This window comes from Marinomonas sp. ABL3_031 (assembly GCF_056161265.1).
In genome coordinates this window covers 454,489-480,715 of the sequence record NZ_JBSWYU010000001.1, presented here as the reverse complement: position 1 = coordinate 480,715, position 26,227 = coordinate 454,489, and the positions used below count along the sequence as shown (strand labels likewise).

29 protein-coding genes and 1 tRNA gene are annotated in these 26,227 nt (G+C 43.2%); 18 read left to right on the top strand and 12 right to left on the bottom strand.

Translation table 11 applies throughout. The features are described from left to right. Positions 1 to 5: 5 nt before the first annotated feature. The 3 genes from flgB to ACXAH2_RS02335 all read right to left on the bottom strand — a co-directional run bounded on the left by flgB (position 6) and on the right by ACXAH2_RS02335 (position 2,412). The gene (flgB, locus tag ACXAH2_RS02345) at positions 6 to 398 is read right to left on the bottom strand and encodes a flagellar basal body rod protein FlgB (protein WP_475076349.1); all 393 of its coding nucleotides are present in this window, start codon (positions 396 to 398) and stop codon (positions 6 to 8) included. 191 nt (positions 399 to 589) lie between these two features. After that, positions 590 to 1,426: a CheR family methyltransferase gene (locus ACXAH2_RS02340; protein WP_475076347.1), complete on the bottom strand. Its 837-nt coding sequence runs from the start codon at positions 1,424 to 1,426 to the stop codon at positions 590 to 592. Positions 1,427 to 1,482: 56 nt separating this feature from the next. Further along, on the bottom strand, positions 1,483 to 2,412 hold the full coding sequence (locus tag ACXAH2_RS02335; protein WP_475076345.1) for a chemotaxis protein CheV: 930 nt from the start codon (positions 2,410 to 2,412) through the stop codon (positions 1,483 to 1,485). Positions 2,413 to 2,548: 136 nt separating this feature from the next. Here ACXAH2_RS02335 and flgA point away from each other — a divergent pair, with 136 nt between their 5' ends. The 4 genes from flgA (at position 2,549) to ACXAH2_RS02315 (ending at position 4,328) form a co-directional block, all read left to right on the top strand. Then, a complete protein-coding gene (gene flgA / locus ACXAH2_RS02330; protein WP_475076344.1) occupies positions 2,549 to 3,241 on the top strand; it encodes a flagellar basal body P-ring formation chaperone FlgA in 693 nt (230 codons plus the stop codon). A gap of 113 nt (positions 3,242 to 3,354) precedes the next feature. Then, positions 3,355 to 3,666 carry a flagellar biosynthesis anti-sigma factor FlgM gene (flgM, locus tag ACXAH2_RS02325; RefSeq protein WP_475076342.1) on the top strand — a complete coding sequence of 104 codons (312 nt, stop codon included), beginning with the start codon at positions 3,355 to 3,357 and terminating at the stop codon, positions 3,664 to 3,666. Between the two features lie 26 nt (positions 3,667 to 3,692). Next, a complete protein-coding gene (locus tag ACXAH2_RS02320; RefSeq protein WP_475076340.1) occupies positions 3,693 to 4,172 on the top strand; it encodes a flagella synthesis protein FlgN in 480 nt (159 codons plus the stop codon). 80 nt (positions 4,173 to 4,252) lie between these two features. Next, a tRNA-Arg gene (locus ACXAH2_RS02315) sits at positions 4,253 to 4,328 on the top strand. A 76-nt stretch (positions 4,329 to 4,404) separates the two neighbouring features. Here ACXAH2_RS02315 and ACXAH2_RS02310 read toward each other — a convergent pair. Genes ACXAH2_RS02310 through ACXAH2_RS02295 form a run of 4 tightly spaced genes read right to left on the bottom strand, consistent with a single transcriptional unit; the run spans position 4,405 to position 7,316 of the window. Next, positions 4,405 to 4,812, bottom strand: coding sequence for an OsmC family protein (locus tag ACXAH2_RS02310; RefSeq protein WP_475076338.1), 408 nt, complete (start codon positions 4,810 to 4,812; stop codon positions 4,405 to 4,407). Positions 4,813 to 4,849: 37 nt separating this feature from the next. Then, positions 4,850 to 5,665 carry an indole-3-glycerol phosphate synthase TrpC gene (trpC, locus tag ACXAH2_RS02305; RefSeq protein WP_475076336.1) on the bottom strand — a complete coding sequence of 272 codons (816 nt, stop codon included), beginning with the start codon at positions 5,663 to 5,665 and terminating at the stop codon, positions 4,850 to 4,852. Between the two features lie 25 nt (positions 5,666 to 5,690). After that, the gene (trpD, locus tag ACXAH2_RS02300; RefSeq protein WP_475076334.1) at positions 5,691 to 6,728 is read right to left on the bottom strand and encodes an anthranilate phosphoribosyltransferase; all 1,038 of its coding nucleotides are present in this window, start codon (positions 6,726 to 6,728) and stop codon (positions 5,691 to 5,693) included. Between the two features lie 9 nt (positions 6,729 to 6,737). Next, on the bottom strand, positions 6,738 to 7,316 hold the full coding sequence (locus ACXAH2_RS02295) for an anthranilate synthase component II (protein WP_475076332.1): 579 nt from the start codon (positions 7,314 to 7,316) through the stop codon (positions 6,738 to 6,740). Positions 7,317 to 7,654: 338 nt separating this feature from the next. Between ACXAH2_RS02295 and ACXAH2_RS02290 the strand changes: the two genes are divergently transcribed. Both ACXAH2_RS02290 and ACXAH2_RS02285 read left to right on the top strand, forming a co-directional pair. Continuing rightward, positions 7,655 to 8,986: a magnesium transporter gene (locus ACXAH2_RS02290; protein WP_475076330.1), complete on the top strand. Its 1,332-nt coding sequence runs from the start codon at positions 7,655 to 7,657 to the stop codon at positions 8,984 to 8,986. A gap of 45 nt (positions 8,987 to 9,031) precedes the next feature. Next, positions 9,032 to 10,144 (top strand): mechanosensitive ion channel family protein, encoded by a 1,113-nt coding sequence (locus ACXAH2_RS02285; RefSeq protein WP_475076328.1) that lies wholly within the window; start codon positions 9,032 to 9,034, stop codon positions 10,142 to 10,144. A 90-nt stretch (positions 10,145 to 10,234) separates the two neighbouring features. Here ACXAH2_RS02285 and ACXAH2_RS02280 read toward each other — a convergent pair whose 3' ends face one another. Further along, a complete protein-coding gene (locus ACXAH2_RS02280) occupies positions 10,235 to 10,915 on the bottom strand; it encodes a phosphoglycolate phosphatase (protein ID WP_475076326.1) in 681 nt (226 codons plus the stop codon). Next, positions 10,915 to 11,586 (bottom strand): ribulose-phosphate 3-epimerase, encoded by a 672-nt coding sequence (rpe, locus tag ACXAH2_RS02275; protein ID WP_475076325.1) that lies wholly within the window; start codon positions 11,584 to 11,586, stop codon positions 10,915 to 10,917. Before rpe ends, ACXAH2_RS02280 begins: the two co-directional genes overlap by 1 nt. A 151-nt stretch (positions 11,587 to 11,737) precedes the next feature. Between rpe and ACXAH2_RS02270 the strand changes: the two genes are divergently transcribed. Further along, on the top strand, positions 11,738 to 12,664 hold the full coding sequence (locus tag ACXAH2_RS02270; protein ID WP_475076323.1) for a DUF3530 family protein: 927 nt from the start codon (positions 11,738 to 11,740) through the stop codon (positions 12,662 to 12,664). Between the two features lie 46 nt (positions 12,665 to 12,710). Here the strand turns inward: ACXAH2_RS02270 and djlA are convergent, their stop codons facing one another. Beyond that, entirely contained in the window at positions 12,711 to 13,499 is a 789-nt protein-coding gene (gene djlA, locus ACXAH2_RS02265; protein WP_475076322.1) for a co-chaperone DjlA, read from the bottom strand. 127 nt (positions 13,500 to 13,626) lie between these two features. On the opposite strand from djlA, the gene ACXAH2_RS02260 reads away from it, so the two are divergent. The 8 genes from ACXAH2_RS02260 to ACXAH2_RS02225 are packed head-to-tail and all read left to right on the top strand — an operon-like array spanning position 13,627 to position 21,576. Further along, entirely contained in the window at positions 13,627 to 15,882 is a 2,256-nt protein-coding gene (locus ACXAH2_RS02260) for an LPS-assembly protein LptD (RefSeq protein ID WP_475076321.1), read from the top strand. A 2-nt stretch (positions 15,883 to 15,884) separates the two neighbouring features. After that, a complete protein-coding gene (locus ACXAH2_RS02255) occupies positions 15,885 to 17,132 on the top strand; it encodes a peptidylprolyl isomerase (protein ID WP_475076320.1) in 1,248 nt (415 codons plus the stop codon). A 7-nt stretch (positions 17,133 to 17,139) separates the two neighbouring features. Continuing rightward, the gene (pdxA, locus tag ACXAH2_RS02250; protein ID WP_475076318.1) at positions 17,140 to 18,156 is read left to right on the top strand and encodes a 4-hydroxythreonine-4-phosphate dehydrogenase PdxA; all 1,017 of its coding nucleotides are present in this window, start codon (positions 17,140 to 17,142) and stop codon (positions 18,154 to 18,156) included. Continuing rightward, entirely contained in the window at positions 18,153 to 18,953 is an 801-nt protein-coding gene (gene rsmA, locus ACXAH2_RS02245) for a 16S rRNA (adenine(1518)-N(6)/adenine(1519)-N(6))-dimethyltransferase RsmA (protein ID WP_475076317.1), read from the top strand. Before pdxA ends, rsmA begins: the two co-directional genes overlap by 4 nt. Next, positions 18,954 to 19,328 carry a Co2+/Mg2+ efflux protein ApaG gene (apaG, locus tag ACXAH2_RS02240; protein ID WP_475076316.1) on the top strand — a complete coding sequence of 125 codons (375 nt, stop codon included), beginning with the start codon at positions 18,954 to 18,956 and terminating at the stop codon, positions 19,326 to 19,328. It abuts the gene before it with no gap. A 7-nt stretch (positions 19,329 to 19,335) separates the two neighbouring features. After that, positions 19,336 to 20,163, top strand: coding sequence for a symmetrical bis(5'-nucleosyl)-tetraphosphatase (locus ACXAH2_RS02235; protein ID WP_475076314.1), 828 nt, complete (start codon positions 19,336 to 19,338; stop codon positions 20,161 to 20,163). Then, positions 20,160 to 20,480, top strand: a complete 321-nt coding sequence (gene glpE, locus ACXAH2_RS02230) for a thiosulfate sulfurtransferase GlpE (RefSeq protein WP_475076313.1) — start codon at positions 20,160 to 20,162, stop codon at positions 20,478 to 20,480. The genes ACXAH2_RS02235 and glpE overlap by 4 nt, the downstream gene beginning before the upstream one ends. After that, positions 20,464 to 21,576: a tRNA nucleotidyltransferase/poly(A) polymerase-related protein gene (locus tag ACXAH2_RS02225; protein WP_475076312.1), complete on the top strand. Its 1,113-nt coding sequence runs from the start codon at positions 20,464 to 20,466 to the stop codon at positions 21,574 to 21,576. The genes glpE and ACXAH2_RS02225 overlap by 17 nt, the downstream gene beginning before the upstream one ends. Here the strand turns inward: ACXAH2_RS02225 and folB are convergent. Beyond that, a complete protein-coding gene (gene folB, locus ACXAH2_RS02220; RefSeq protein WP_475076310.1) occupies positions 21,563 to 21,925 on the bottom strand; it encodes a dihydroneopterin aldolase in 363 nt (120 codons plus the stop codon). The two genes, ACXAH2_RS02225 and folB, sit on opposite strands and share 14 nt — an antisense overlap. Then, the gene (gene tsaD / locus ACXAH2_RS02215; RefSeq protein ID WP_475076308.1) at positions 21,918 to 22,964 is read right to left on the bottom strand and encodes a tRNA (adenosine(37)-N6)-threonylcarbamoyltransferase complex transferase subunit TsaD; all 1,047 of its coding nucleotides are present in this window, start codon (positions 22,962 to 22,964) and stop codon (positions 21,918 to 21,920) included. The genes folB and tsaD overlap by 8 nt, the downstream gene beginning before the upstream one ends. Before the next feature lie 399 nt (positions 22,965 to 23,363). Here tsaD and rpsU point away from each other — a divergent pair, with 399 nt between their 5' ends. The 3 genes from rpsU (at position 23,364) to dnaG (ending at position 26,124) form a co-directional block, all read left to right on the top strand. Then, positions 23,364 to 23,579 carry a 30S ribosomal protein S21 gene (rpsU, locus tag ACXAH2_RS02210; RefSeq protein WP_009835737.1) on the top strand — a complete coding sequence of 72 codons (216 nt, stop codon included), beginning with the start codon at positions 23,364 to 23,366 and terminating at the stop codon, positions 23,577 to 23,579. 137 nt (positions 23,580 to 23,716) lie between these two features. Further along, the gene (locus ACXAH2_RS02205) at positions 23,717 to 24,163 is read left to right on the top strand and encodes a GatB/YqeY domain-containing protein (protein WP_475076305.1); all 447 of its coding nucleotides are present in this window, start codon (positions 23,717 to 23,719) and stop codon (positions 24,161 to 24,163) included. Positions 24,164 to 24,168: 5 nt separating this feature from the next. Continuing rightward, positions 24,169 to 26,124, top strand: coding sequence for a DNA primase (gene dnaG, locus ACXAH2_RS02200; RefSeq protein ID WP_475076304.1), 1,956 nt, complete (start codon positions 24,169 to 24,171; stop codon positions 26,122 to 26,124). Positions 26,125 to 26,227 lie beyond the last annotated feature (103 nt).

Below are 26,227 nucleotides of genomic sequence, written 5' to 3'. Positions count from 1 at the left end.
AATCATTAATTCCCAGTCAGTGCTTTTTTCATGCCACTGATTTTTCTATCCAAAAACATAAAACTGGTGTCGAACTGCAAAGAGTTTTGTGCATATTCTGCCTGCTCTCTTTGCATGTCCACTGTATTGCCATCTAGAGAAGGCTGACTTGGGTTGCGATAAAGCAAATCACCAGTCAATTCCGTCTCAGCGGATTCAGTAAAATGACGAGCATTGGTTCCTTGCAATTGCAAACGTCGCATTTCGTTGTTGAGCGATGCATTGAAACTAATGTCTCTCGCTTTGTAATTAGGCGTATCTGCATTAGCAATGTTATTTGCTAAAACGGCCGCACGAGCACTACGAAACTCTAATGCTTTATCATGGCCAGCAAAGGCACCTGCAAAGGAAATCGCCATTTTATCCTCAATCCAATTATTCTAAGTTGTTTTACATATAGCAATTATGATGCCAAAAAAAATAACTTTATTTTTCAATGCTTTATAATCATTCATTATAAAAACGGCAAAAAGCGGCAATTAAAATAACGATAACAAAAACAAAAAAAGCCCATCCAAGGATGAGCTTTTCACAAACTTATAAAAGAAATCTAAATCTTTTTCGCTTTATAAACAATGCCAGGATGACACTGAACAATTTCAAAGTAATCTGACAAACCACTTAAGGCTTCAGAACCTCCCAAGAACAAGTAACCTCCGGGTTTTAACGATGCATGCATGCGTTTGAGAATGTCTTGTTTCAGTTCCACCGTGAAATAAATCAGCACATTACGACAAAAAATCACGTCAAACTTGCCTAAGCCAGCAAAAGAATCAATCAAATTTAGGTATTTAAATTCAACTCTCGAACTAAGATTTGGTTTAATTTTCCACGTGACCTCATTAATTTTGTCAAAGTAACGCTTTTGCAAATCTGGCCCCAAGCCTCTAGCAATGGCCAAGCTATCGTATTCCCCCTGCTTAGCATGTTGCAAAATATTGGTACAGATATCGGTTGCCACAATTCGCTCACCTGGTTTCAGCACACCTGGTCGAGCATTTTTAAATTCCTCTATCACCATACTAATAGAGTAAGGCTCTTGACCAGTTGAAGAAGCTGCTGACCAAATACGCAAAGGTGCACTGGTCATTTCGGGCAAGACTTTTTCTCGCAAAATAGTAAAGGGGTGCATATCACGGAACCACAAAGTTTCATTTGTGGTCATTGCATTAATGACTTCTTCCTTTAACTTGGAATTCAATGGCCTATCAAGGGCATCCACCAACAACTCGATTTTGGAAAAGTTCTCTCTTTCTAAAATTTTTCCAAGACGGCTTGCCACAAGATATTGCTTATTGTCACTTAACGAGATTCCACATACTTTTTGCAAATAATCTCGGAAGCGATTGTAACCAGCAGGGCTGATTGCATTAGTCGTGCTGAGCATTAAAACTCCATTATTTAATAACCGCCTAGGCCAAACCACATTACCTAGTTAAATATTTACTCAGATTGCACTTCTACCGTCTCGATCGCTAGACGTGCCAATTCATCTGGCTGGAATTTCGCCAAGAAGCCATCGGCACCTACTTTCTTAACCATAGCTTCATTAAATACGCCACTTAAGGAAGTGTGTAGAAGAATAAATAAGTCCTGCATGCGGCTATCGTTACGAATCGCTGTTGTTAATGTATAGCCATCCATCTCAGGCATTTCTATATCAGAAATTACCATAGAAAACTCTTCTGTCACATCTGTGCCTTCTGCTGCCAAATTTTGCAGATACTCGAGTGCCTCAAGTCCATCACACAATACCGTGGTAGCAAAACCCACTTGTTCCATACAGCGCTTAATTTGTTTACGAGCAACTGATGAATCATCGACGATCAAAATATGATGTTGTTTCGCATTCTCTTGAACATCCGAGTTGACAATCCCATCTGAGATATCCTGACGCATTGGCGCCACCTCAGAGAGAATTTGTTCAACATCAATGATTTCCACCATTTCTTTCTCTACCTGACAGACTGCCGTCAGATAATTATCATTTGAAAGACCTTTTGGTGGTGGCTGAATATCACTCCAATTCATGTTTACAATACGTTCCACACCTCGAACCAAGAAACCTTGAATACGACGGTTATATTCGGTAATGATGACAAAACATTGGCTGATGTTCTCGATTGGACTTGCTCCCGTTGCCAAGCCTAGATCTAAAATAGGAATGGTACCACCACGAATGTGTGCCACACCGCGAACCACAGGAGAACTATGAGGCATAGTAGTGAGCTTAGGGCACTGCAATACTTCCTTAACTTTAAAAACGTTAATGCCGTAGATCTGCTTACCATTTAAGCGAAACAATAACAATTCAAGTCTATTTTCCCCGACCAGCTGTGTACGTTGATTAACTGTATCTAGAACCCCAGCCATATACGCCTCCAAAATGTGTAAACTGCATAATGAGGGAATCCCTCACAATTGTTAAAATGCATTCACCAATGATAGAGTGAATATTAACAATTTACTAACTTATTCATAACGAAATCATAAACAAAGAGTGCCAATCATGCGAATCAAAAGGCTATTTTTGGCCTTACTTTGCCTCCAAATCAGTTTTCTTCAAGCACAATCACTTGAAGAAATCGTTAACCGCTTCATTAACCAAGTTGAAATGCCACGCTTATCTGCTATCTATCCTCAAGCATCCATTACAATCAAACTCAATAATTTGGCTTCACTTAACTACTTACCCGACTGCAGCGACGGCAATATCAACATTCAAAACCAACGTCCAGAAGCCCGACAGCGAACCAACTACGAAATCAGCTGTGATAACCCAATCTGGAAGTCCTACTTACCCGCCGTACAATCCATTCGTATTCCTGCCATTCGCGCCATTACCCCAATTAATCGAGGGCAGAGCATCACACAGGAAAATACCGATATTGGCGAAGTGGACATAGCTGACCTACGAGGACATATTTATACTCAAGACAATCCACCATTTGGCTTGATCGCTTCGCGCAACATACGCATTAATACCTTTATCACAGATAACTTAACGCGTTTACCAACACTCATAAAAAAAGGTGACGCCATTACGATCACAGCCAATAGCGGCAGCATTATAGTGCGAATGAACGGCGTGGCTTTAGAGAATGGCGTAAAAGGACAACAAATTCGTGTCAAAAACGCCAGTTCAGGTCGAATTATATACGCTAAAGTTGTAACTGACAGTGAGGTTCTTGTAAACTATTGAGAACCTTGAGCTTAAACAAATATTAATTTCCTTTTTATGCGGTTTTTGACTAAAGTTCTTTTAGGCTCGGCCGACATTATGGACATGCAAATCATTTAAGGGCGGAAAACCCAATGGCAATCAATTTAACAGGTCTATCAAATCAGGGCACGATAAACAAAAGCGAGCGAGCGCAAAAAGACGACGCAGCGGCTAGTGCAACTGATAACAAAGGCAGTACACCAAGTGGCACAATGGCTGAAGATACCGTTCGTCTTAGCGGCACAGCACAAACACTACAAAACCAACAGGCTAAATTGAACAATTTACCTGAGGTGGATATGGAGAAAGTAGAGCAAATCAAAAATGCGCTAGCGGCCGGTGAATATAAGATTGACACCCAACGTCTTGCAAATAACATGGCTTCAATGGATTCGCTATTCTAATTAGCGACCATTGAAGATTTGATCTTATGATCCCTATCTCTCCCATCTTCACTAAAAGCAAAGAAATACTGATTGAACTGTCCGTCGTTCTTGATGATGAACGACAAGCGTTAGGCAAGCAAGACAACCATCTGATCCTTTCTCTCGCCGAACAAAAGCAAACTCTTCTTGACGGAATGAACGCATTAAATGATAAGCGCATTAATGTTCTTATCAAATTTGATATTCTTGATCGCAAAAATCCTACCGAGCAGGATTTTAAAGATTGGCTAAAAAATCAAGATAGCTCAATGGACGAAGTTAGACTTTTAATGAAAGAGTGTGAAGAACTACTCAAAGTTTGCAAAACCAAGAATAACACCAATGCTCAAATTCTCAGCACTTTGCAGAAACGTAACAAACAATTATTTGAGCTAATGCAAGGTCACAACAATAAAAACAAGGTCTACACATCTCGTGGATCTACTCGCCCCATTAGCAGCAAGCAAACATTAGGAAGAGCTTAAAACTACATATAAATCAAAACGATATCATATTTTACCATTTGATATTCTGGCCATCAAAAGTATACAATACTCACTATTAAGTCCTCATAGGTAAACAGGATATACCGGCCGCCTCCTAAGCAGCTATTCCAGGTTCGAGTCCTGGTGAGGACGCCATAAAACAAAAAAAGAGCCATAAGCTCTTTTTAATCAAACGCCACCAATCACACTTTGCAAACAACAGCGCTTCTTCTTACTCGACCTCAATTATCTCATAGCTGTGCTCGATCTTGACACCGCCACGCTCTAACATTAGAGATGCAGAGCAATATTCTTCAGCTGAGAGTTTTACTGCTCTGGCTACCACAGAATTTTTCAACTTACGTCCAGTCACCACAAAATGCACTCTTATCTCAGTGAATACAGCAGGCACTGCATCCGCTCGATCTGCATCAATTTTCGCTACGCAAGATACAACATCTTGTCGAGACTTCTTCAAAATCCCAACCACATCATAAGAAGTACAACCGCCCAATCCAGCCAAGATCAATTCCATTGGCCGAGGTCCAGCCACTTGATTACCATCAATTTCGACTTTAAAACCAGATCCCGTCTCAGCAGTAAAATGGACATCTTCTTGCCAACTCACATTTGTTTTCATATACAACCTTATCTTTTTCCTATACCACTACAGTCAGTTAATACTGAAACAACTCGGCTAATTTCTCACCAGGATCATCGGCACGCATGAAAGCTTCACCGACAAGAAACGCGTGGATTTCATGATTACGCATTACTGCCACATCTTCATGGGTATGAATACCACTTTCCGTTACGATCAATCTGTCTTTTGGTACCTTATTCATTAGTTCAAAAGTATGCTCCAAACTCAACTCAAAGGTATGTAGATCGCGATTATTAATACCCAACAATTCCGTTTGTGTGAACTCAAGCGCCAAATCCAATTCCGGTTGATTATGCACTTCCACGAGTACATCCATTCCTAAATCACGTGCCATGCTATCCAATGCTTGTAATTTCTCACCAGACAAACAGGCTGCAATTAGCAAAATACAGTCTGCACCAATGGACCTCGCTTCAATTACTTGATACTCATCCACAATAAAATCTTTACGAATCACAGGAAGCTTACAAGCCGATCTTGCTTCCACTAGATAATCTTCATGACCTTTAAAAAAATCTTGATCGGTCAAAACAGACAGACAAGCAGCGCCCGCTTGCTCATAAGATTTGGCGATTTCTCCTGGATAAAAAGGCTCTCGCAAGACTCCTTTACTTGGCGAAGCCTGCTTTATTTCCGCAATCACACCGGCCTTACCCATGGCAATCTGATGTTTTAACGCTTGTGCGAAGCCACGCGGGGCATTATGCACATTGGCAACAGACGCCGCCACTTCAAGATTATGATATGGCGTATGGGCTTTTCGCTCAGCAATTTCTTCAAACTTACGTGCCACAATCTTTTTTAAGATAGTCGGTGTTTCAACCTGCATAATCCACTTTCTCCTCGCTATTCTTTTAAGAGTTAGTGTCCATAAAACAACGTGTAAAACTGGCTAATTCAGACATTTTAACTTTCGCTGTCCCTCCGCCAATCACATCTTCGGCAATACTTATCCCTTCAGTTAGAGTGGATGCCACTCCTGAAACATAAATAGCCGCACCGGCATTTAAAGCCACAATATCACGAGCAGGATTCACTTTACCCTTGCCATCCAAAGCGGTTTTTATCAGGGTCAGACTCTGCTCAGCATCGTAGGCCTGTATACCTTCAACAGACTGAAACGAAATACCAAAGTCCGTTGGCTGAATCTGATATTCGGTAATCTCACCATCTTTCAATTCCGCCACATAAGTCGGTGCTGCAATACTGACTTCATCCAAACCATCGACCGAATGCACTACCATTACATGTTCACTGCCTAATGCTTTTAGCACTTCAGCTATCGGACGTACCCACTTCTTATGAAAAACCCCCATCACTTGTCGTTTCGCATTTGCCGGGTTAGTTAGGGGGCCTAACAAATTAAAAATGGTGCGAGTCGCCATTTCCTTGCGCGGTCCGACGGCATATTTCATGGCAGCATGATGGTTTGGCGCAAACATGAACCCCAAACCAATTTCTTCAACACAGCGGCAAACTTGTTCCGCATTTAATCCAAGATAAATACCAGCATGTTCTAATACATCTGCACTGCCAGACTTGGAAGATACTGAACGCCCTCCGTGCTTGGCAACTTTACCACCAGCGGCAGCGACCACAAAAGCGGATGCAGTTGAAACATTAAACAAGTTGCCACCATCGCCACCCGTGCCACAAGTATCAACTATGTCATCTATTGGCAAACTGACTTTACTCGATAAGTCACGCATCACTTTTGCTGCGGCGGTGATCTCTTCAACAGTTTCGCCCTTCATGCGCAATGCAATTAAAAAACCGCCTATCTGAGCTGGTGTCACTTGGCCGGTCATGATGTCAGTCATCACAGTTTGCATCTCTTCTGCGCTCAGATTTTGATGTTCAACAACGGCAGCAATTGCTTTTTGGATATCCACCAGACTCTCCTATCGTTTTAAAAAGTTAGCTAGTAAGGCGTGTCCCGCCTCGGTTAGTATGGATTCAGGATGAAATTGCACCCCTTCTATATCCATCTCTTTATGTCGAATGCCCATGATCTCATCTAGCTCACCTTGTTCATTTTGCGTCCAAGCCGTGACTTCGAAACAGTCTGGTAAGGCATCTTGCGCCACTACCAAAGAATGATAACGAGTCGCTAAATGAGGGTTTTTCAGATCAGTAAATACACCGATATTCTTATGATGAATCAGTGACGTTTTGCCATGCATAACATTTTTAGCACGAATCACCTCACCACCAAAGACCTGAGCAATACTTTGATGACCTAAGCAAATACCCAAAATAGGGATTTGACCGGCAAACGCTTGAATGACCGCCATAGAAATACCCGCTTCATTCGGAGTACAAGGACCCGGAGAAATGACCAAATGTGAAGGTGCTAAAGCTGCTATTTCCGCAATCGTAATCTGGTCATTACGATGTACTAACACTTCAACACCTAACTCACCAAAATACTGTACCAAGTTGTAGGTGAAGGAATCGTAATTATCTATAACTAGCAACATGATTAAGAATAAATCCATAATAAAGCTAAGGCTTATTGGCTTTTCCAACCACAGACAATTAGCTTATCTATAAGCACTTATTAGGCCTTTATTCACACAAAAGACCATTTTGAAGAGGCTGAATTCTACACCGAAGCACAGTTACTGTCTCTGTAAGTCAAATAAAAAACAACCACCTTTCGTTGTATTTTTCACCATACTGCCCCTGACCCAATGTTATTACTGGTCAACCCGTAACACCGGATGAATCTCTCAATACAACAAAGCCTTGTTTGATATTACTAAACTTATCACGCAAACTATTCACTTTGCTTCTTTGTCAGCTTTAGAGAATGCCAATGCATAGCCAAGTCACCCTATTGATCGAACATCTTATTCAAGATGAGCATTCACCAGAGTCTATCAATAAGTTAATGGCGGAATACAGTCCTGACGATGTCGCTCTGGCATTAGAATCGATTCCTCTTGAACAACGCCGCCAAGCCTGGGCCAACATTAAACAAGCCAATCGTTTAGACATTCTCGTTGAAATGCGTGGCGAATCTCGACAACTGCTGCTTAAAGAACTTGCAGACACCGAAATCGAAACCTTATTCGCAGACGTTGATGCGGAAGGCTTATTAGAGATTACTGACTCTTTACCAGATCGTTTTGTCGATCTGGCCCTCAGCCAGATGGACAATAAGCAGCGTGAGTATTACCAGCAAGGTATTGTCTACGATGACGACATTGTTGGTCGTTGGATTGATCACGAACTACTCATCGCTTCCCAATCCATTCGAGTTGGCGAAGCGCTAAGATTGCTAAAGAAAACCGTACCGGATTACACCGACATGATTTACTTAGTCAACCGTACTGGTCGTTGGGTAGGTTGTGTAAAATTCAATAAACTTTTTAAAGCACAAGATCACGAGCCTGTGTCCAATATAATGGACGAAGCATGTACCGTTATTCACGCTGACACAGAACGCACAAAAGCCTCTGAAATATTAGAAAAATCAGGCTTTTCGGCATTACCAGTAGTAGATCAAAACTTAGTATTGCTAGGGCGTTTTCACGTTGGGCTAGCACTGGAAACTTTACGTTTAGAAAATGAAGCCCAACAAATGTCGACGGCAGGGTTAAACGAAGAAACTGACCTCTTCGCACCCGTGAAACGCAGTGCTGCAAGACGTGGCATTTGGCTAGGCATTAATCTTTTAACGGCTTTCTTAGCATCAGCCTTTATCGGCCTATTTGCAGCCACCTTACAACAAGTAGTTGCCCTTGCGGTATTAATGCCTGTAGTGGCCTCTATGGGCGGTATTGCAGGCAGTCAGACACTTACTTTGATAGTACGCGGTTTAGCACTTGGCCAAATAACTCGGAGTAATTTCAAATCCTTACTTGGTAAAGAGCTAAAAGTAGGTTGGCTAAATGGTATTGCCTGGGCCATCATCATCGGCATTATTTCTTATTGGTGGTTTAGTAACCCCATGTTAGGTGTTGTAATCGCCATGGCCATTATCATTAATATCCTGATGGCTGCCTTATCAGGTGTTTTGATTCCTGTCTTACTGGATAAACTGCGCATTGATCCAGCCCTATCAGGCTCAGTCATTCTCACCACAGTCACAGATGTAGCTGGTTTCGTTGCTTTTTTAGGATTAGGCACTCTCTTGTTACTTTGAGATAACTGAGGGCTTTTTTTACATTCACCAACACAGAGATTTATTATGAATTGGGAAACAATACAGATGTATTTTGGTCTAGGCGATACTGAAATGCATTGGGTTGCTCGCGTATTTTTAGTAGTACTCGGCACATTGGTGGTTAACTTTGTTGCTAGCCGCTTACTTATGCGTCTAAACAACCAGCTCGAACGTACCAAAACACCTTGGGATAATGTAATCATTATCGCAGCACAAAAACCCATCGGGGTATTTATCTGGCTGGTCGGACTCAGTGTCGCGGCAGAAATATCCGGCACAAACCTGGATCCTGATTTATCTTCTTTGGTTAATGCCATTCGTGAAGTCGGTGTGATTGTCATTCTGACTTGGTTTATTTTACGCTGCATTTCGCAGATTGAAAAAGCCATTACCAGCTCAAGCAAGGTTAAAAATAAAGTCGATTACACCACTGCCAACGCCATTAGTAAGCTGCTCAGAGCATCTATCATCATCACGGCAGCTTTAGTCGTCTTACAAACTCTGGGATATAGCATTTCCGGTGTACTGGCTTTCGGCGGTATTGGCGGTATCGCAGTAGGTTTCGCAGCCAAAGACCTGCTCGCCAATTTCTTTGGTGGCCTAATGATATATTTGGATCGCCCTTTTGCAATTGGTGACTGGGTACGCTCACCCGATCAAAATATTGAAGGCACAGTAGAGAACATAGGTTGGCGTCAAACGCGTATTCGTACCTTCGACAAGCGTCCCTTATATGTGCCCAATTCTACGTTTTCATTGATCTCGGTGGAAAACCCATCACGCATGACGCACAGACGTATCAATGAAACCATTGGCGTGCGCTATGAGGATTTCTCTTTATTGCCTACTATTTTAAATGACATTAAAGAAATGATTGCCAATCATGAAGATTTAGATACAAAGCAAATTTACATGGTGAACTTCAATCAATTCGGCCCATCATCATTAGACTTTTTCATTTATGCCTACACTAAAACAGTGGATTGGCGAATCTTCCATGAAGTCAAACAAGACGTCTTGTTTAAAGCCATGCAAATCATAGAGAAACATGGTGCAGAAGTGGCTTTCCCAACGCAAACCTTGCACTTTGGCGACGATGGGCAAATCAGTTTTAGCAACAATGCGACAGACAAATAAGCTCAATTAAACCAAGCCAGTTTAGAGCGGTTGAAAACAAAAAAGCACCAATACTCAAAGTATTAGCGCTTTCTTTTTATTGAACAAGAATCAAACAAGCAGTTCAGCAAGGTCGTCAATCACGGCATCAGCACCCAAGGCTTTCAAATCCACACCTTGATGGTAACCATAAGTCACTAGTGCAGATTTAAAGCCGGCATTTTGCGCCGCTTTAAAATCTGTACTTGAATCCCCTACCATCAAACAACCTTGTGGTTCAGCCTCTATGGATTCGCTGCAATGCAATAAAGGCATGGCTGACGGTTTCTTTTCTTCCAGTGTATCCCCCCCCAAAAACCACGCAAAGTGTTCGGTAAGTTGGAATTTATCCAGAATCGGCTGAATAAACACACTCGGCTTGTTGGTCACCAATGCCACGGGCACCCCATTGTGTTTTAGGGCTTTAAGTATTGCTACTACATTTGGGTACAAGCGAGAGTGATCGGTAAGGTGCTGATGATAATGAAGCAAAAACAGACGATAGGCTTCTTCATGGCGCTGCGGATCCAACTTAGCCCAGTCTAATGCTTGCTCAATCAGTTTGGCCGCTCCTAACCCAACCCATTGACGAACCTTGTCTTCACCAGCAAGTGGCGCCCCCATTTCCGATAGAAAAGCGTCTACCGCTGCAGCAATGTCAGGCACACTGTCTAATAAAGTGCCATCTAAGTCGAAGCACACTAATTCGGGCCAACCTTCAAACCACTGCTTGAAATATTTAGGTGTCTTCATTAACGCACACTCGCCAATTCAGCACGCATCGCATCAATCACGCCTTTATAATCTTCCTTACCAAAAATAGCCGACCCTGCAACAAAGGTATCCGCACCAGCTCGGGCCACTTCAGCAATGTTCTTGTCACTGACACCGCCATCCACTTCAAGGCGTATATTGTGACCACTGGCGTCAATTAAAGCACGAGCCTCTTTCAGCTTATCCAATGTCTCTGGAATAAACTTTTGCCCACCAAAGCCTGGGTTAACTGACATCAGCAACACCATATCCACTTTATCCATGACATGCTTTAGATGATGTAAAGGGGTTGCGGGATTAAACACCAAACCCGCCTTACAACCACCGTCTTTGATCATTTGCAACGAACGATCAATGTGCTCGCTGGCTTCTGGATGAAAAGTAATATAAGACGCGCCGGCTTCAATGAAGTCTCCGATCATACGATCCACAGGCTTCACCATCAGATGTACATCTATGTCTGCTGTCACTCCGTGCTGACGTAATGCTTTACAGACCATAGGACCAATCGTTAAATTGGGTACATAATGATTGTCCATAACATCAAAATGTATGATGTCCGCTCCGGCTTCTAGTACTTGATCGACCTCTTCTCCTAAACGAGCAAAGTCGGCAGAAAGAATCGAAGGGGCAATGATAAAATCATTCATATCTGGCTCCAGCAATGACACAATAAATGCGATAAGGAAATGGTGATAAGCGTATCAGTGAAACTTGATATAACTCACACTTACAAAGGGCTGCTTTCAACAGCCAATTTGAATTATTTTACCAAGGCGAAACAAAGAAGTATTGAAAACAATGCAGAAAATTCTTCTACTAATCAAAGTCAACCTGTTATGCCTATCGGTATCGATTAGCGGTCTTGTGTGGGCCGAAAGCTCAAGCGGCGATGCCACTGAGCAAAAATACGTCACACCTCAACCTCAAGCAGATCGTATCGCGGCATTGGAAGAAAGCCTTAAAGAACGCCAATTAGAGCATCAAATCCAATCGTTAGAAGCCGACGGAGGGTCTTTTCTGGCACTTTATCAAGATGCTATGACCTCTTCGACTCAAGGCTGCGTGATACTTTTACACGCTGACAATGAACATCCAGATTGGCCAGATGCCGTGGCCCCATTGCGTGACACATTACCCGAATACAGTTGGTGCACCATTGCTATCGAAGTACCTGATATCATTAAACGCGGGCAAATGACTCCGAAAACTCTCGCCACCGACAGTGAAACAACAGACACCATTACACTCGCAAACCAGGATATCGTCTTTGCTCGCATTCAAGCAGCCATGGCCTTTGCACAAAATAACGGTGTTAACTACTTTGCCTTAGCTGGATATCGCACTGGCGCAAGTTACGCCTTGGCTTTTTTAGCCGCCAACCCTAACTCAGCCAACGCCATCGCTTTAATTGATATTCAAGCACCACCTAATACCTCGGCCTATCAAGTTGCGCAATTAATTAGCCAGGTTCCGCAAGCCATTTTGGACTATTACCTAAGCCGCCCGAATCGCAATAACCTGTTCGCCAATTGGCGCAAACAAGCTGCGGCCAGACGTCAAACCGTCAATGGCGAATTCATTCAAAAAGATGCCATACCCGACCGCGCACGTGGTCAAGACAGTCAGGCCCTATTGGTACAAAGAGTGCGAGGTTTCTTGAAGCAAAATACTAAGCAAATCAGTCAACGACGGCCTCTGCCAAAAGTAAACAAGGGGCTGTTTTGATCACCCCTTGTTCTTGCTGTGATGAATCAATATTGCTACAGACTTATTAGCGTGACTTTTTAATCAACTCATAAGCCGATTGAATTTCTTGGGTACGCTCTTTTGCTAGCTCAATCATTTCTTCAGGCAAGCCTTGCGAACTGAGTTTGTCTGGGTGATTCTTACTCATTAAGCGTCGATAAGCTTTTTTGATCTCGGCATCCGTCATATCTGGCTTAACACCCAGCGCTTCATAGGCCGATTTGAGTAGGTCTTTGGACCCCATGCCATTCCCAGTCGACTGATATCCCTGACGGAAATGCGCCTGTTGCTTTACCTGCATATGCAGAGTCTCAAATTCGGCTACTGAGATGCCTAAAATCGCACAGACTTTCGAAACAAAAGATTTTTCTTCTACACTAAAATGTCCATCAGCGTAGGCGGAAACCAATAACACCTCTAATAAGGTGCGAGTTAAATCCCCAGGCCCGACAATCTCTTTAAAACGATTGAGTTCATTAGTGAGGTCGAAGTTGGCCGATTTGCCTTCATTGAATAAGCGTTTGGCCTGTTCTTGCGCCTGTGGTGACAAACGCAGGCGCTGCATAACCGATTGCGCCAACTGGATTTCAGCCTCAGAAACCTGACCATCAGATTTCGCTAGACGTCCCATCAACAAAAATAAAGTACGAAAGAAAGTCTCTTGCTGTAGAGGTAAATTACCTCGTTTTACGCCATTAAACGCACCACCAGCTTGTACTCTATCCAACATCATACCGACAAAAAAGCCGAGTATTGCGCCAAGGAGGTTACTCATCAAGATGTAGCCTAAAATGGCACATACAATTTTCCACATAAAGATATTTCTCCAGAATCGGTAGCCCCTATGGGCCTGCATAGATTATCATTTGTCTTATTACGTGGAGCCTCACTCGGCAGCCTCCGATTTCGGACAACAATTTCGGTAAATAAGTATACCCTGCATGGTTAAACATTTACGCAACTACGCTCTGTTTTTTCAAGGTCTTTTCATATTGCCGCTGGCACATGCGCAAGTGAACCAATGGGATTGGGCACCTAGAGAATCCTTAAGTGCTGAACAACAAGCTCAACTCAATCAATACTGCCAAGGCAGCTATATCAACCAATGGCAAGCCAGCGAGAGCGAAAATACGATATTACAAGCGGATCTCATCACCCGCGATAAAGCGGGTATTATCCATTTAGAGGGTGACGCCACTGTAAATCAACCCGAGTCTCATCTGATGGCTGACTCTATTTCAGGCGTTCCAGAAGAATACTACCAAGCCTCAGGTAACGTCACATTAAGAACCAAAAACGAACTCATTCGCAGCGATAAAAGCTATATTTCCAGCAAGGGTGATACTGCCACCGAATTTTCAGACGCCAAGTTTCTTAGTCACAGCAGCAAAGCTCGCGGCCAGGCGAAAGCACTGATACAAGAAAATAACGCAATCATTTTTATTGAAGAAGGCTTTTTCACTACCTGTGAACCCAGTCAAGAAAGCTGGAGCCTTTACGGCAGCTCTATTGAACTTAATGCAACCACAGGCTTTGGTACCGCTAAGCACGTGCAAGTGCGTATTGCTAACGTGCCAATTTTTTACTCTCCTTGGTTAAGATTCCCGATCGACGATAGACGACAAACAGGCTTTTTATTTCCCAGCATTGGTTATTCGAATAATGATGGCTTGAGCCTATCCGCTCCTTTCTACTTAAATTTGGCAAGCAATTTGGATGCGACCTTGACACCTAATTTGATTCAGGAAAAAGGTCAAGGTATTGATGTGGAATTTCGTCATCTAAGTTCATATGGTGAAACAAGCTATGAACAATCGAGTTTTTTTGACCATGATGATGGTGAGCAAACTCTTATAAAACTGACGTCAAAACAGTCTTTTAATAGTTATATTAGTAGTGGATTCACCTATGAGTCCAATCCCACTGACACTAAGTTTCCCGAAGCCAATACCACGTCCATTGGAGAAAAAGACCATTATCAGAGAACTGCCTTTATAAATGTTAATAATGGGAACTTTTACAACACACTGACCTATCTCACCTATCAAACACCTGATAGCACAGATGATGCCCCTTTCGAGTGGAAACCGAGACTTGCCAGCTCTTACCAAATTGCGAATAATCTATTAAATTACTCGATCAGCCTTCAATACACGGATTTCTATGACCCTGAAGAAAATAATTTTGATGGCGAGCGTATAGCGCTAAATCAAGACATTAACTTGGATTTGGGTAACGATTGGCTAACCTTTACTCCAGGAGCATTAATACAAAATCGCGACTATCAACTTCACCAATACTCATCTGATACAAATATAGACACCTCAGTCAATCAGGTGACTCATTACTTGGATACTGCATTAGCTTTTGAACGACGCTTTACTGATGAAGATGGTACTTGGCGACAAACCCTATCTCCTAGGTTGAGTTATCTTAACTCTCCTTTTAAATCACAATCTGACATCCCAGATTTTGATACCAGTGAATCAACACTCACTTACTCTTCTGCTTTTAATCATAAACGCTTTAGTGGTAACGATAGAATTGGTGATACTGAGCAAGTGACTTTTGGGTTAGAAAGTCGTCTATATGATGAAAACAATAATGAAAAATGGGCTTTAAAAGCAGGCCAGGTCTTTTATTTAGAAGATAGATATGTTGCTGTTAGTGGCGCAACAGACAAAACCATCAGTCGACAAGATAGCAAGCGCAGTGACTTACTTTCATCGGCAAGTATGTATGGTGATAGTTATAGTCTAACTGCCAATGTAAATGTTGACGCGGATGAAGAAGAAATCAACCTAGCTCAATTCGTTGCCAGTATTACTCCGGCAGAAAGAGTCAAGGTTAACCTGAGTTACTTGTATACAATCAATAACTCAGACCCGGACGATAATGCCAAACAAGCTAGCTTTGGCACCATATTTCCGCTTAATAGAAACTGGTCAGCCTTCGCTCAATACACTTACGATTTCATGGACGATGAAGCCAATAAGCAAATTTCTGGTCTGGGTTATGAAAACTGCTGTATCAAGGTATCGCTCAGCTATCAAGATTGGATTGACGACGATGATGTCAGAGATCGAGGTGTGTTTTTACAATTTATTTTACGTAGTTTGAGTACAGCAGGTCGTGCTAACAGTGATGCCTCAAGCATAGCTGACACCTTCTGGAATCAAGGAAAAGTCGGATATTAATTATGAAGTTATTTTCTTTTTTTACCCTTACATTAGCCTTAACATTTTCCACTCTAACGCAAGCTAACACTGCAAAAATTGACGGCATTGCTGCCATTGTGGATTCTTCCGCCATTTTAGAAAGCGACATACAAAACCGTTTTCAGATTGTAAAAGATCGTGTTCCAGGCGGCGTCATGACGAACAACATTCATCGTCAAATTTTGAATCAACTGGTCGACGAAATGCTGCAAGCCAATTATGCCCAAAAAATCGGCATGCGAGCCTCTAGTTCCGACGTGGATAATGCCATTCTGAGTGTTGCTCGAAATATGAATCTTGATCTACAAGGTATGAAAGCCGTACTCGCCAGCAAAGGCATTAACTATTCACGTTATCGCAAACAGATTGAGCAGGAAATCCTCATCAACAATATCAAGCGCGAAATTATAAAACGTCGCATTGTTATTTCTGAGCAAGAGATTGATGACTATTTAAGTTCTGAAACCAGCATCACCAAAGACAAAGATCAGGTGCATCTTCGTCATATTTTGATTCGTGCCAGTAACCCAGAAGAAGCCAAACAAGAAATCGACAACATTGCTTCCCAGATCCAATCAGAAGACGACTTTATCCAACAAGCCGTTGCCAAATCCGCGGGGCAATTTGCCATTGAAGGTGGGGATCTAGGTTGGCGTCCAATGAACCAGCTTCCTCCCTTGTTCGTTCGCGCATTAGACACAGAGCAAGGCCCTTTAATAGGGCCACTGCAGAGCAATGCGGGTTACCACTTGTTATGGGTGATAGATAAACGCTCGGCTTCTGTGACCTTACAGGAGCAAACTAAAACTCGCCACATTTTGGTCCGTCCAAATGAAATTCGTGACATGGCCCAAACCAAAGCCTTTGCAGACAATCTTTATGATCAGTTGAGCAAGGGAGCGGATTTTGCCGAATTAGCCAAAGAGTACAGTGAGGATCAAGGTTCCACTTTGCAAGGTGGCGATCTTGGTTGGGTAACACCGGGTACTATGGTGCCAGCTTTTGAAGACATGATGAACGCCACCCCAGTTGGCGACATTAGCCAACCTTTCCGTACTCAGTTCGGTTGGCATATTTTACAAGTTGAAGGTCGTCGTGAAGCGGACATAAGTGATCAAGTAAAACGTAGCAATGCGAAGCAAGCATTAACACGTCAGAAACAAGACATAGTCCTTGGCAATTGGCTCGACGAATTACGTGCCGATGCCTTCATTGATATCAAAGGCTAATCCCACTATGGCAGACGCGTTAGTCAACCTTCCCATCATTGCCATTACCTCAGGGGAACCTGCTGGTATTGGCCCTGATATTATTCTGCAAGCGCTATCCGAGCGCAGCTTTAACGCTCGCTTGTTGATTTTGGGAGACAAACAGTTATTCAAGCAAAGGGCGGCAAGCCTTAACATAGATATGGCCATCAAGCTTGTGTCATCAGGGCAAGAAACGCCTGTCCACCAGCAAGGCTCGCTTTCTTTAATGCCAGTAGCCATGGCGAAACCAGCCATCGCGGGCCAACTCGATGTAGCGAATGCGCCTTATGTCCTAGAAACCTTAAGACGAGCTTGCCAAGGCTGCTTAGACAAAGAGTTTGATGCACTTGTCACACCACCGGTGCATAAAGGAGTCCTATGTGAAACAGGCCAACACTTTTCCGGTCATACTGAGTTTTTTCAGCAACAGTGCCGCTCTCCTCACGTGGTTATGATGCTTGCCAGCGAAGCCATGAAAGTAGCCTTAGTAACCACTCACTTGCCATTAAAAGATGTGCCGGATGCCATCACTGAAGACAGCATTCGCAAAGTCACCCTGGCCTTGCATCAGGACTTACAACACAAATTCGGCATTGCTAAGCCACGCATCTTAGTCTGCGGGCTAAACCCCCATGCCGGTGAAGATGGTCATCTGGGCAAAGAAGAGACCCAAACCATCGGGCCAACCCTTGATCGCTTGCGCGATGAAGGTCTTGATTTAATTGGCCCACTACCAGCAGACACATTATTTACTGATAAATACCTGCAACAAGCAGACTGCGCGCTGGCCATGTATCACGATCAAGGATTACCTGTGTTAAAATATTCAGGATTTGGTAATGCCGTCAACATCACGCTGGGATTACCCATTATTCGTACGTCCGTTGATCACGGCACAGCGATTGATTTAGCTGGCACAGGTGAAGCCAATCATGGCAGCCTAAAAGTCGCCATCCAACATGCCATAGACATGGCCAATAATGTGAAAAAGTTTCCTAAATGAGTAAAGCACAACCTCACAAAGCCAGAAAAAGATTTGGCCAAAATTTCCTTCACGATCATGGCGTGATTCGTCGTATCGTGGCTTGCATTGCCCCTAAAAAAGGCCAACGCATTGTCGAAATCGGCCCTGGAAAAGGCGCTCTAACAGAAGGTATCATCAGTGTTACAGAACGCATGGATGTGGTTGAGCTTGATCGAGATTTGATCCCAATTTTAAAAGTGAATTTTTTTCGTTACCCTGAATTAACCGTTCATGAAGCGGATGCCATGAAATTCGACTTCAGTGCATTAGCGAGTGATGATCAAACAATTCGCGTGGTCGGCAACCTGCCCTACAACATTTCTACACCGCTGATTTTCCATTTACTAAGTCAGGCCAGTATCATTAAAGACATGCACTTCATGTTACAAAAAGAAGTGGTTGACCGCCTTGCCGCTCGTCCAGGTGATAATCTTTATGGTCGACTCAGTGTCATGGCGCAATATTATTGTGCCGTGGATGCTTTGTTTGTGGTTGGGCCGGAGTCTTTTGATCCAGCACCAAAAGTCGATTCTGCTATTGTTCGTATGACACCATACAAAACACTACCTTATCCAACTGACGACGTTAGTAAACTGGAAGAAGTGGTTCGAGTAGGCTTCCAGCAGCGTCGTAAAACACTGCGTAACAATTTTAAAGGCGTACTGGATCAAGCTGACTTTGACAGGTTAGGCATTGACCCAGGCCTGAGACCGGAGCGTTTGGACGTTGCCGATTTCGTTGCCATCACCAACTACCTTCTCAAGAAGGACAGTTAAATGGATAAATACGATATCGTTGTGGACGTTAGAACCGAATATCTTGTCAGACAATCTACACCAGAAGAATCTCGTTACGTATTTGCTTACCACATCACCATCACCAATTGTGGTGAGCAAGCGGCAAAATTGCAGACTCGTCACTGGATCATCACCAATGGTGATCAGCAAGTTCAAGAAGTGAAAGGCAGTGGCGTCATTGGCGAATACCCTTATTTACGTTCTGGTGAGTCATACCAATACACCAGTGGCACAGTGATTGAAACCGTGGTAGGCGTCATGCACGGTAGCTACCAATTCATTGCCGACGACGGCACGGAATTTTCTGCCGACATCCGTCCTTTCACTTTATCGGTTCCCAACAAAGTACACTGAGGATATTATGGCAACCTATGTAATTGGTGACCTACAAGGCTGCTTGGAGCCATTAGAGCGACTCCTAAAACACATTCAGTATCAAGCTAGTGAAGACACACTTTGGTTTGCTGGTGATCTTATTAATCGTGGTCCAGAATCATTAGATACACTACGTTTTGTGAAGTCACTTGGCGACAAAGCCAAAGTGGTATTAGGCAACCATGATCTGCATTTATTGGCTGTGTCTTATGGTCATGGCACACTTAAAAAAGCCGATACCCTAAGTGAAATATTGATGGCCAGTGACCGTGATGAACTCACGGAATGGCTTCGCCATCAGCCACTATGTCACTATGACGCCAAGCTCAATGTGATCATGACACACGCAGGCATTCCACCCTGCTGGAGTCTTGAACAGACACTCGCCTTAGCAAAAGAAGTGGAAACCAAACTGCAATCTGACACGGTTGATGAATATTTTGCAGCCATGTATGGTAATACACCGAGTAAGTGGCGTGATGATTTAATTGGCTTGGATCGATTGAGAGTCATCACAAACTATTTGACTCGAATGCGGTTTTGCAAAGAAAACAGTAAATTAGACTTAAAATCAAAAGAAGGCATTAATACAGCAGCCAAAGGTTTTGCACCTTGGTTCAGCTACCCAAGTCAGGTGCCAGAAAACTGCCATATTGTGTTTGGACATTGGGCTGCCCTTGAAGGCAAAACCCAACTAGAACACATTCATGCACTTGACACTGGATGCGTTTGGGGGGGCAGCCTAACTGCCTTACGACTGGAGGATAAGGAACGCTTCAGTATGCCTTGTACACTCAATCGGAAGAACCCATGACCTATACTTGTATCGATATCTCTGACGCTTTGCCCATTTTGGAAGACAATGCTGCCATCGTAGATATTCGCGATTTAACCAGCTACCAAAATAGCCACATGACCAATGCCATTAATCTCAATAACGATAATGTGCAGGACTTCATCGACAATACCAACAAAGAACAACCCATTATTGTTTGTTGTTATCATGGTAACAGCAGTAAAGGTGCCGCAGAATACCTTGCCTCACAAGGCTTTAAGGAAGTGTATTCACTAAATGGAGGCTTCAGTCAATGGAGCGCCATGTTCCCTGAGCAATGTGAAATCGGCCAATAACGCCATGACTTATCAAGTGTATCTGGTTGGTGGTGCGGTTAGAGACGCACTACTCGGTCTTGATGTCGTCGACCGAGATTGGGTCGTTACCGGGGCCACACCAGAACAACTTGAACAACAAGGCTATCAACAAGTCGGCAAACAGTTTCCTGTTTTTCTTCACCCCAAAAGTAAAGAAGAATACGCACTGGCAAGACGTGAGAAAAAACAAGGCCAAGGCTATACAGGCTTTATTTGCGACTTTTCTCCAAGCATCAGCCTTGAAGAAGATCTTGAAAGGCGCGATCTTACCATAAATGCGATTGCACAAGCCGAAAATGGTGAACTGATTGATCCTTTTCATGGTCAGCAGGACATTAAAAACAAATGTTTACGCCACGTTTCTCATGCCTTTGTGGAAGACCCATTGCGGGTTATCAGGGTTGCTCGTTTCGCCGCGCGTTTCAGAAAATTTGGTTTTACCGTAGCAAAAGACACCATGGCGCTCATGCAAGCCATTAGCCATTCGGGAGAATTAGCCAGTTTAAACCCTGAACGAGTATGGCGTGAATTGGAGAAAGCCTTAGCTACCTCTCATCCGCTCACTTTTTTCCACATCCTTAAAGAAGCCAAGGCCATGCCGTCCTTGTTTGCTGACCTAGTTTGGCCTCAAGCTGAAATAGAGGAAAAACAGTTACTAAACTTGGACAAAGCCCAACGCTGGACCATGATTTGTCAGCACACGCCACTGACTCAACTTAACAAGCTACAAACCTCATTGCGCTGCCCAAATCAGTATAAAAATTTAGCCGAGCAAGTACGTGGTTTTATGGAACAACAAAGCACCTACATGACAGCAGAATCATGGGAAGCTTGGCTCATGTCAGTCGGCGCCATTAAAAAGCCACAACCATTTGAAAAATTAATCAAAGTCCTTTGTTTGATTACTGAAACACAGGAAAAAGAGTGGCAAAAGCTACGCACGGCCATTGCCAAAGTCAACGCTGCCGATTTGATCAAACAAGGGTTTAGTGGCGCAGAACTAGGAGAAGCTCTGCGCCAGGAGCGAATTAACGCCCTACAAGCACTCGACTCGCCTTTCCTTAAAGAGCGGTAAAACGGCGATACAACTTCACGCCAACCGCGTTAGCAGCAGCTACTGCTCCTGGTTTACGCAAGGTGAGTCGAACGGCTTGTAAAGTGAATTGTTGTGCCAAATCTTGCAGTAGACGTTCCGCTAAGGTTTCAATCAATTCAAATTGATGATCCAGACAATACGCTAAAATGAAATTGGAAATGGCCTCGTAATCCAATGTTTTACTAAGGTCATCTGTCGCTGCTGGCAAACGATTGTCATGTTCCATCTCTAGATCAAATACCAGATCCTGCTGAATTTCTTTTTCCCAGTCATAAACACCGATGACCGCTTTGGCCTGCAAACCTTCAATAAAAACTAAATCAGACATCTTTTACCTCATTCAAAGGGGGTAACTCTGACAAAGGCCAACGAGCACGAATAGACAAATTTAATTCAGAACATTGACCATCCAACAAGCGCTGTGCCCCTGCATAGGCAATCATTGCGCCATTGTCGGTACAAAACTCTGGGCGCGCATAGAAGACACTAGCTTTGATTTTTTTCAATTGCGTTTCCAGTTGCTCACGCAATCTCTTGTTGGCACTGACGCCGCCCGCAATAATTAAACTCTTTAGTCCTTCAGATTCGAGGGCACGACGACATTTAATCACTAATGTATCTACTACCGCCAACTCAAATGCCAAAGCCGCATCGGCTTTAAATTGCTCATCACAACGATCTTCATCCAAAGCTTCGTGTACCGCTGTGAGGAAGGCCGTCTTTAAGCCACTGAAACTAAAATCCAAACCTGGACGATCTGTCATAGGACGCGGAAACTTCAAGCCAGACTCTTTATTGCCCTGTTGTGCTAACTTGGCAATCTGCGGACCACCAGGATATGGCAAACCTATCATTTTTGCCGCTTTATCAAAGGCTTCCCCCGCGGCATCATCCAAAGATTGACCGAGCAACTTATATTGACCAATACCATCCACACGCACCAATTGCGTGTGACCACCAGATACCAATAAAGCAATAAAAGGCATACTTGGCTGACTCTCTTCCAACATGGGAGCTAACAAATGACCTTCCATATGATGCACCCCCAAAGCCGGAATATTTAACGCGTAAGCCAATGAACGACCAATGGTCGCTCCCGCCATTAGTGCTCCCACCAAACCTGGGCCACTAGTGTAAGCCACAGCGTTCAATTCTTGCTTACTAATACCCGCTTCAGCCAACACCTCATCGATAAGGGGTAAAGTTTTACGCACATGGTCACGTGATGCTAACTCAGGCACAACACCACCGTATTCCGCATGCTGTGCAATTTGCGAGTAAATTTTATGTGCCAACAAACCGTTTTCGGTATCGTAAATAGCGATACCTGTTTCATCGCAGGAAGTTTCAAGCCCCAATACTTTCATCGAAACAATCTCATTCTATATTTGCGCTGCATTGTACCTCAGTTCCATACCGCTTGGCAGCGTTAGCCGCATGACGGACTGGACAATGAGTAATTGAGACATTATAATGCGCGCGTTTTCAATGTTTATTTGTTTATTAAAAGGCAGGTGATTTTTCTCGTTTGGCACTGAACACTTCGCAATAAGTAAATGTGATAGTGAAATGACCGAACACCCTATGATAGAAAACTAATACACATAGACGGAAAATAGCGTCTTTAAGGGTTAGAAAAATCGGCCAATTTTGGCCCACTCTCTGTCCAACAGAAACGAGCTTTGAAAGCGCATACAATACAAGGTATGATGCACGCCGTTTTTGTGAATAACTTAAACTTAAAACAGATTATTAAAGGTAAAAACATGCCAGCAGTTAAAGTAAAAGATAACGAACCATTTGACATCGCTCTACGTCGCTTTAAGCGTTCTTGTGAAAAAGCAGGTGTTTTGGCTGAAGTTCGTCGTCGTGAATGCTACGAAAAACCAACCACTCTTCGCAAACGTGCTGCAGCCGCTGCGGTTAAACGTCACGCTAAAAAAGTTTCTCGCGAGCAGAAAAAATTCCAACGTTTGTACTAAGCTAGCCTGCCATTTGGCACACTTGCTATATACAAACGCCTAGACCTTTTCCAAGATTAGGTTTATAAAAACGGCTAGTTTTAAAAACTAGCCGTTTTTTTATTTAACCGCTTTTGCTTAACCATCAAGAGGCCCTCATGTCAGAATTAAAAGCACATATTTCCGATACGTTAAAAACCGCCATGCGTGCAAAAGAAAAGCATCGCGTCACTGTTATTCGAACCATCTTAGCAGAATGCAAGCGCGTAGAAGTCGATGAACGTATCGAGTTAGATGATGCTCGTGTGATTGCCATTCTCGACAAAATGAGCAAACAAAGAAAAGACTCTATTCAGCAATTTACAGACGGCGGTCGTGACGATCTCGCTCAAGTAGAACAAGACGAATTAGCCATCATTGCTGAATTCTTACCGACGCCGTTAAGTGACGATGAAATTGCGGAGATTGTAAAAGCAGCCATTGCGGAAACTGGTGCCACATCCATGCAACAAATGGGTGCTGTGATGGCCATTGTTAAGCCTCAAGTGCAAGGTCGTGCCGATATGGGACAAATCAGCAAACAAGTTAAAGCACAGTTAGGCTAAATCCTATGGCGGGACGCATTCCGGATCAGTTTATTGATGAGCTATTAGCTCGCACCGACTTAACCGACGTGGTGTCGTCCCGTATCAGCCTGAAAAAAACCGGTCAGAACTACAGCGCACTCTGCCCATTTCATAACGAAAAAAGCCCTTCCTTTAGTCTTAACCCTAACAAGCAATTTTATTACTGCTTCGGCTGTGGTGCAGGCGGTAACGCCATTTCTTTCGTCATGGAACACGATCATCTTGATTTTGTTGAAGCCATTGAAGTCCTTGCCAAAGACGCGGGCATGGAAGTGCCACGGGAACAAGGTGCCCCTGATCGTTATGAGCAAAACGCAGAATTGCTTAAACGACTTGCTGAAAGTTCTACCTTCTTTCAGCGCCAGTTAATTGAGCACCCAGACAAACGTAAAGCCACAGACTATTTATCCAAAGAACGCGGTTTATCTGGTCAAATCGCCAAAGTGTTTGGTTTGGGTTATGCACCTAGCGGATGGGACAATTTATTAAAAGCCGTTGGTCAAAGAGCGGAACATCAAGAACAATTGTTCAGTGGCGGTATGCTGATCGAAAAGAAAGATCAGGCTGGGCACTATTACGACCGCTTCCGTGACCGTATTATTTTCCCTATACGCGACTCTCGTGGCCGTGTGATTGGTTTTGGCGGTCGCGCTTTTGGTGATGAAAAACCTAAATACCTTAATTCTCCTGAAACGCCTGTTTTCCAAAAAAGCCAAGAACTTTATGGACTATTTGAAGCCAAACAAAACACTCAACAGCTGGATCAAATCATCGTTGTTGAAGGCTATATGGACGTTATCGTATTAGCACAACACGGTATTACCAATGCGGTTGCCACTTTGGGCACATCTGTTAATAGCAACCACATTCGCAAATTATTCAAGTTAGTAAGCAAAGTCATTCTCTGTTTTGATGGAGACAAGGCCGGACGCTCAGCCGCAATACGCGGTTTAGAGGCGTCTTTACCTGTCATGCAAAATGAGAAACAAGTTCGCTTTTTATTTTTACCAGAAGGAGAAGACCCCGACTCACTGGTACGCAAGGAAGGAAAAGATGTTTTCAATCATCGGCTAGAAGATGCCGCTTCCTTGTCACACGTTCTCTTCGAACATGCCAGAAACCAAGTCACACTGGCAGACGAAGAAGGCGAAGCGCAATTTGCTCGCAATGCCATGGGATTGATTCAGCAAATCCCGAAAGAATTGACATTTCGCTCAATCTTAATTAAGCAACTCAGTGAACAATCCGGCATTGATAGTGAGACCTTAGGACACACTGCCCTTCCTAAAAACAAGCCCGGCCATTCTGTTAGTACCACTGCACATAACACCGAAACAGAGATCAATAATCATTTTGATCAGGGCCAAATCTATAATACTCATGGCGATTACTTAGCAAATGATAGCTATCATCCAGCTTATTCTTCTGAAGCATACACAGATACTAATAAACAATCTGGTTACAAGGGAAGGTTTAAGCGCAGGGACGAAAAACCCTTGCCACCGGCCCCATCTAGTTTGAGTAAAATCAAACAGGCTTCTTTATGCTTACTACTGCATCCTCACATCGCGCAACAACTTGAGATTCCAGATCCTATTATCAATCAGGCAAATGATGAAATAAAAATTTTTAGCAAAATATGGAGATATTTCGCAAAAAATCCGAAAAACAATGCGGGTCATCTACTTGGTGAATTGGTAGATAATGCCATATATTTTGGGGTTATTGATTTATTAAACCACCAAGATGCGATAAATAAGCAAAAAATCAGCAATTCCAAACAAGAAGTACAAGATATGGTATCGGTGCTTGAGCGAAATTTGGGTTTAAGTAACAGTATCGAACGCTTGAAAAATAAGGGCAACGAATCCATAAAGGATACGAGCAGCAAACAAGAACTGCGTAATTTGATGGATTTAATCCGGCAGAAAAAGTCATAAATTCTGTCTAAAATTCACTCAAAAAAGACAGGATTAAGTGGATAAAACTCATTGATTTTGTTATAATATGCGGCTTGCAAAACTTCAATTGAATTTCTAACGA

Bases quoted from the DNA above. Each gene is read 5' to 3' on its own strand.
- flgB (WP_475076349.1), bottom strand. From the start codon at position 398: ATGGCGATTTCCTTTGCAGGTGCCTTTGCTGGCCATGATAAAGCATTA.
- ACXAH2_RS02340 (WP_475076347.1), bottom strand. From the start codon at position 1,426: ATGCTCAGCACGACTAATGCAATCAGCCCTGCTGGTTACAATCGCTTC.
- ACXAH2_RS02335 (WP_475076345.1), bottom strand. From the start codon at position 2,412: ATGGCTGGGGTTCTAGATACAGTTAATCAACGTACACAGCTGGTCGGG.
- flgA (WP_475076344.1), top strand. From the start codon at position 2,549: ATGCGAATCAAAAGGCTATTTTTGGCCTTACTTTGCCTCCAAATCAGT.
- flgM (WP_475076342.1), top strand. From the start codon at position 3,355: ATGGCAATCAATTTAACAGGTCTATCAAATCAGGGCACGATAAACAAA.
- ACXAH2_RS02320 (WP_475076340.1), top strand. From the start codon at position 3,693: ATGATCCCTATCTCTCCCATCTTCACTAAAAGCAAAGAAATACTGATT.
- ACXAH2_RS02310 (WP_475076338.1), bottom strand. From the start codon at position 4,812: ATGAAAACAAATGTGAGTTGGCAAGAAGATGTCCATTTTACTGCTGAG.
- trpC (WP_475076336.1), bottom strand. From the start codon at position 5,665: ATGCAGGTTGAAACACCGACTATCTTAAAAAAGATTGTGGCACGTAAG.
- ACXAH2_RS02295 (WP_475076332.1), bottom strand. From the start codon at position 7,316: ATGTTGCTAGTTATAGATAATTACGATTCCTTCACCTACAACTTGGTA.
- ACXAH2_RS02290 (WP_475076330.1), top strand. From the start codon at position 7,655: ATGCATAGCCAAGTCACCCTATTGATCGAACATCTTATTCAAGATGAG.
- ACXAH2_RS02285 (WP_475076328.1), top strand. From the start codon at position 9,032: ATGAATTGGGAAACAATACAGATGTATTTTGGTCTAGGCGATACTGAA.
- ACXAH2_RS02280 (WP_475076326.1), bottom strand. From the start codon at position 10,915: ATGAAGACACCTAAATATTTCAAGCAGTGGTTTGAAGGTTGGCCCGAA.
- rpe (WP_475076325.1), bottom strand. From the start codon at position 11,586: ATGAATGATTTTATCATTGCCCCTTCGATTCTTTCTGCCGACTTTGCT.
- ACXAH2_RS02270 (WP_475076323.1), top strand. From the start codon at position 11,738: ATGCAGAAAATTCTTCTACTAATCAAAGTCAACCTGTTATGCCTATCG.
- djlA (WP_475076322.1), bottom strand. From the start codon at position 13,499: ATGTGGAAAATTGTATGTGCCATTTTAGGCTACATCTTGATGAGTAAC.
- ACXAH2_RS02260 (WP_475076321.1), top strand. From the start codon at position 13,627: ATGGTTAAACATTTACGCAACTACGCTCTGTTTTTTCAAGGTCTTTTC.
- ACXAH2_RS02255 (WP_475076320.1), top strand. From the start codon at position 15,885: ATGAAGTTATTTTCTTTTTTTACCCTTACATTAGCCTTAACATTTTCC.
- pdxA (WP_475076318.1), top strand. From the start codon at position 17,140: ATGGCAGACGCGTTAGTCAACCTTCCCATCATTGCCATTACCTCAGGG.
- rsmA (WP_475076317.1), top strand. From the start codon at position 18,153: ATGAGTAAAGCACAACCTCACAAAGCCAGAAAAAGATTTGGCCAAAAT.
- apaG (WP_475076316.1), top strand. From the start codon at position 18,954: ATGGATAAATACGATATCGTTGTGGACGTTAGAACCGAATATCTTGTC.
- ACXAH2_RS02235 (WP_475076314.1), top strand. From the start codon at position 19,336: ATGGCAACCTATGTAATTGGTGACCTACAAGGCTGCTTGGAGCCATTA.
- glpE (WP_475076313.1), top strand. From the start codon at position 20,160: ATGACCTATACTTGTATCGATATCTCTGACGCTTTGCCCATTTTGGAA.
- folB (WP_475076310.1), bottom strand. From the start codon at position 21,925: ATGTCTGATTTAGTTTTTATTGAAGGTTTGCAGGCCAAAGCGGTCATC.
- tsaD (WP_475076308.1), bottom strand. From the start codon at position 22,964: ATGAAAGTATTGGGGCTTGAAACTTCCTGCGATGAAACAGGTATCGCT.
- rpsU (WP_009835737.1), top strand. From the start codon at position 23,364: ATGCCAGCAGTTAAAGTAAAAGATAACGAACCATTTGACATCGCTCTA.
- ACXAH2_RS02205 (WP_475076305.1), top strand. From the start codon at position 23,717: ATGTCAGAATTAAAAGCACATATTTCCGATACGTTAAAAACCGCCATG.
- dnaG (WP_475076304.1), top strand. From the start codon at position 24,169: ATGGCGGGACGCATTCCGGATCAGTTTATTGATGAGCTATTAGCTCGC.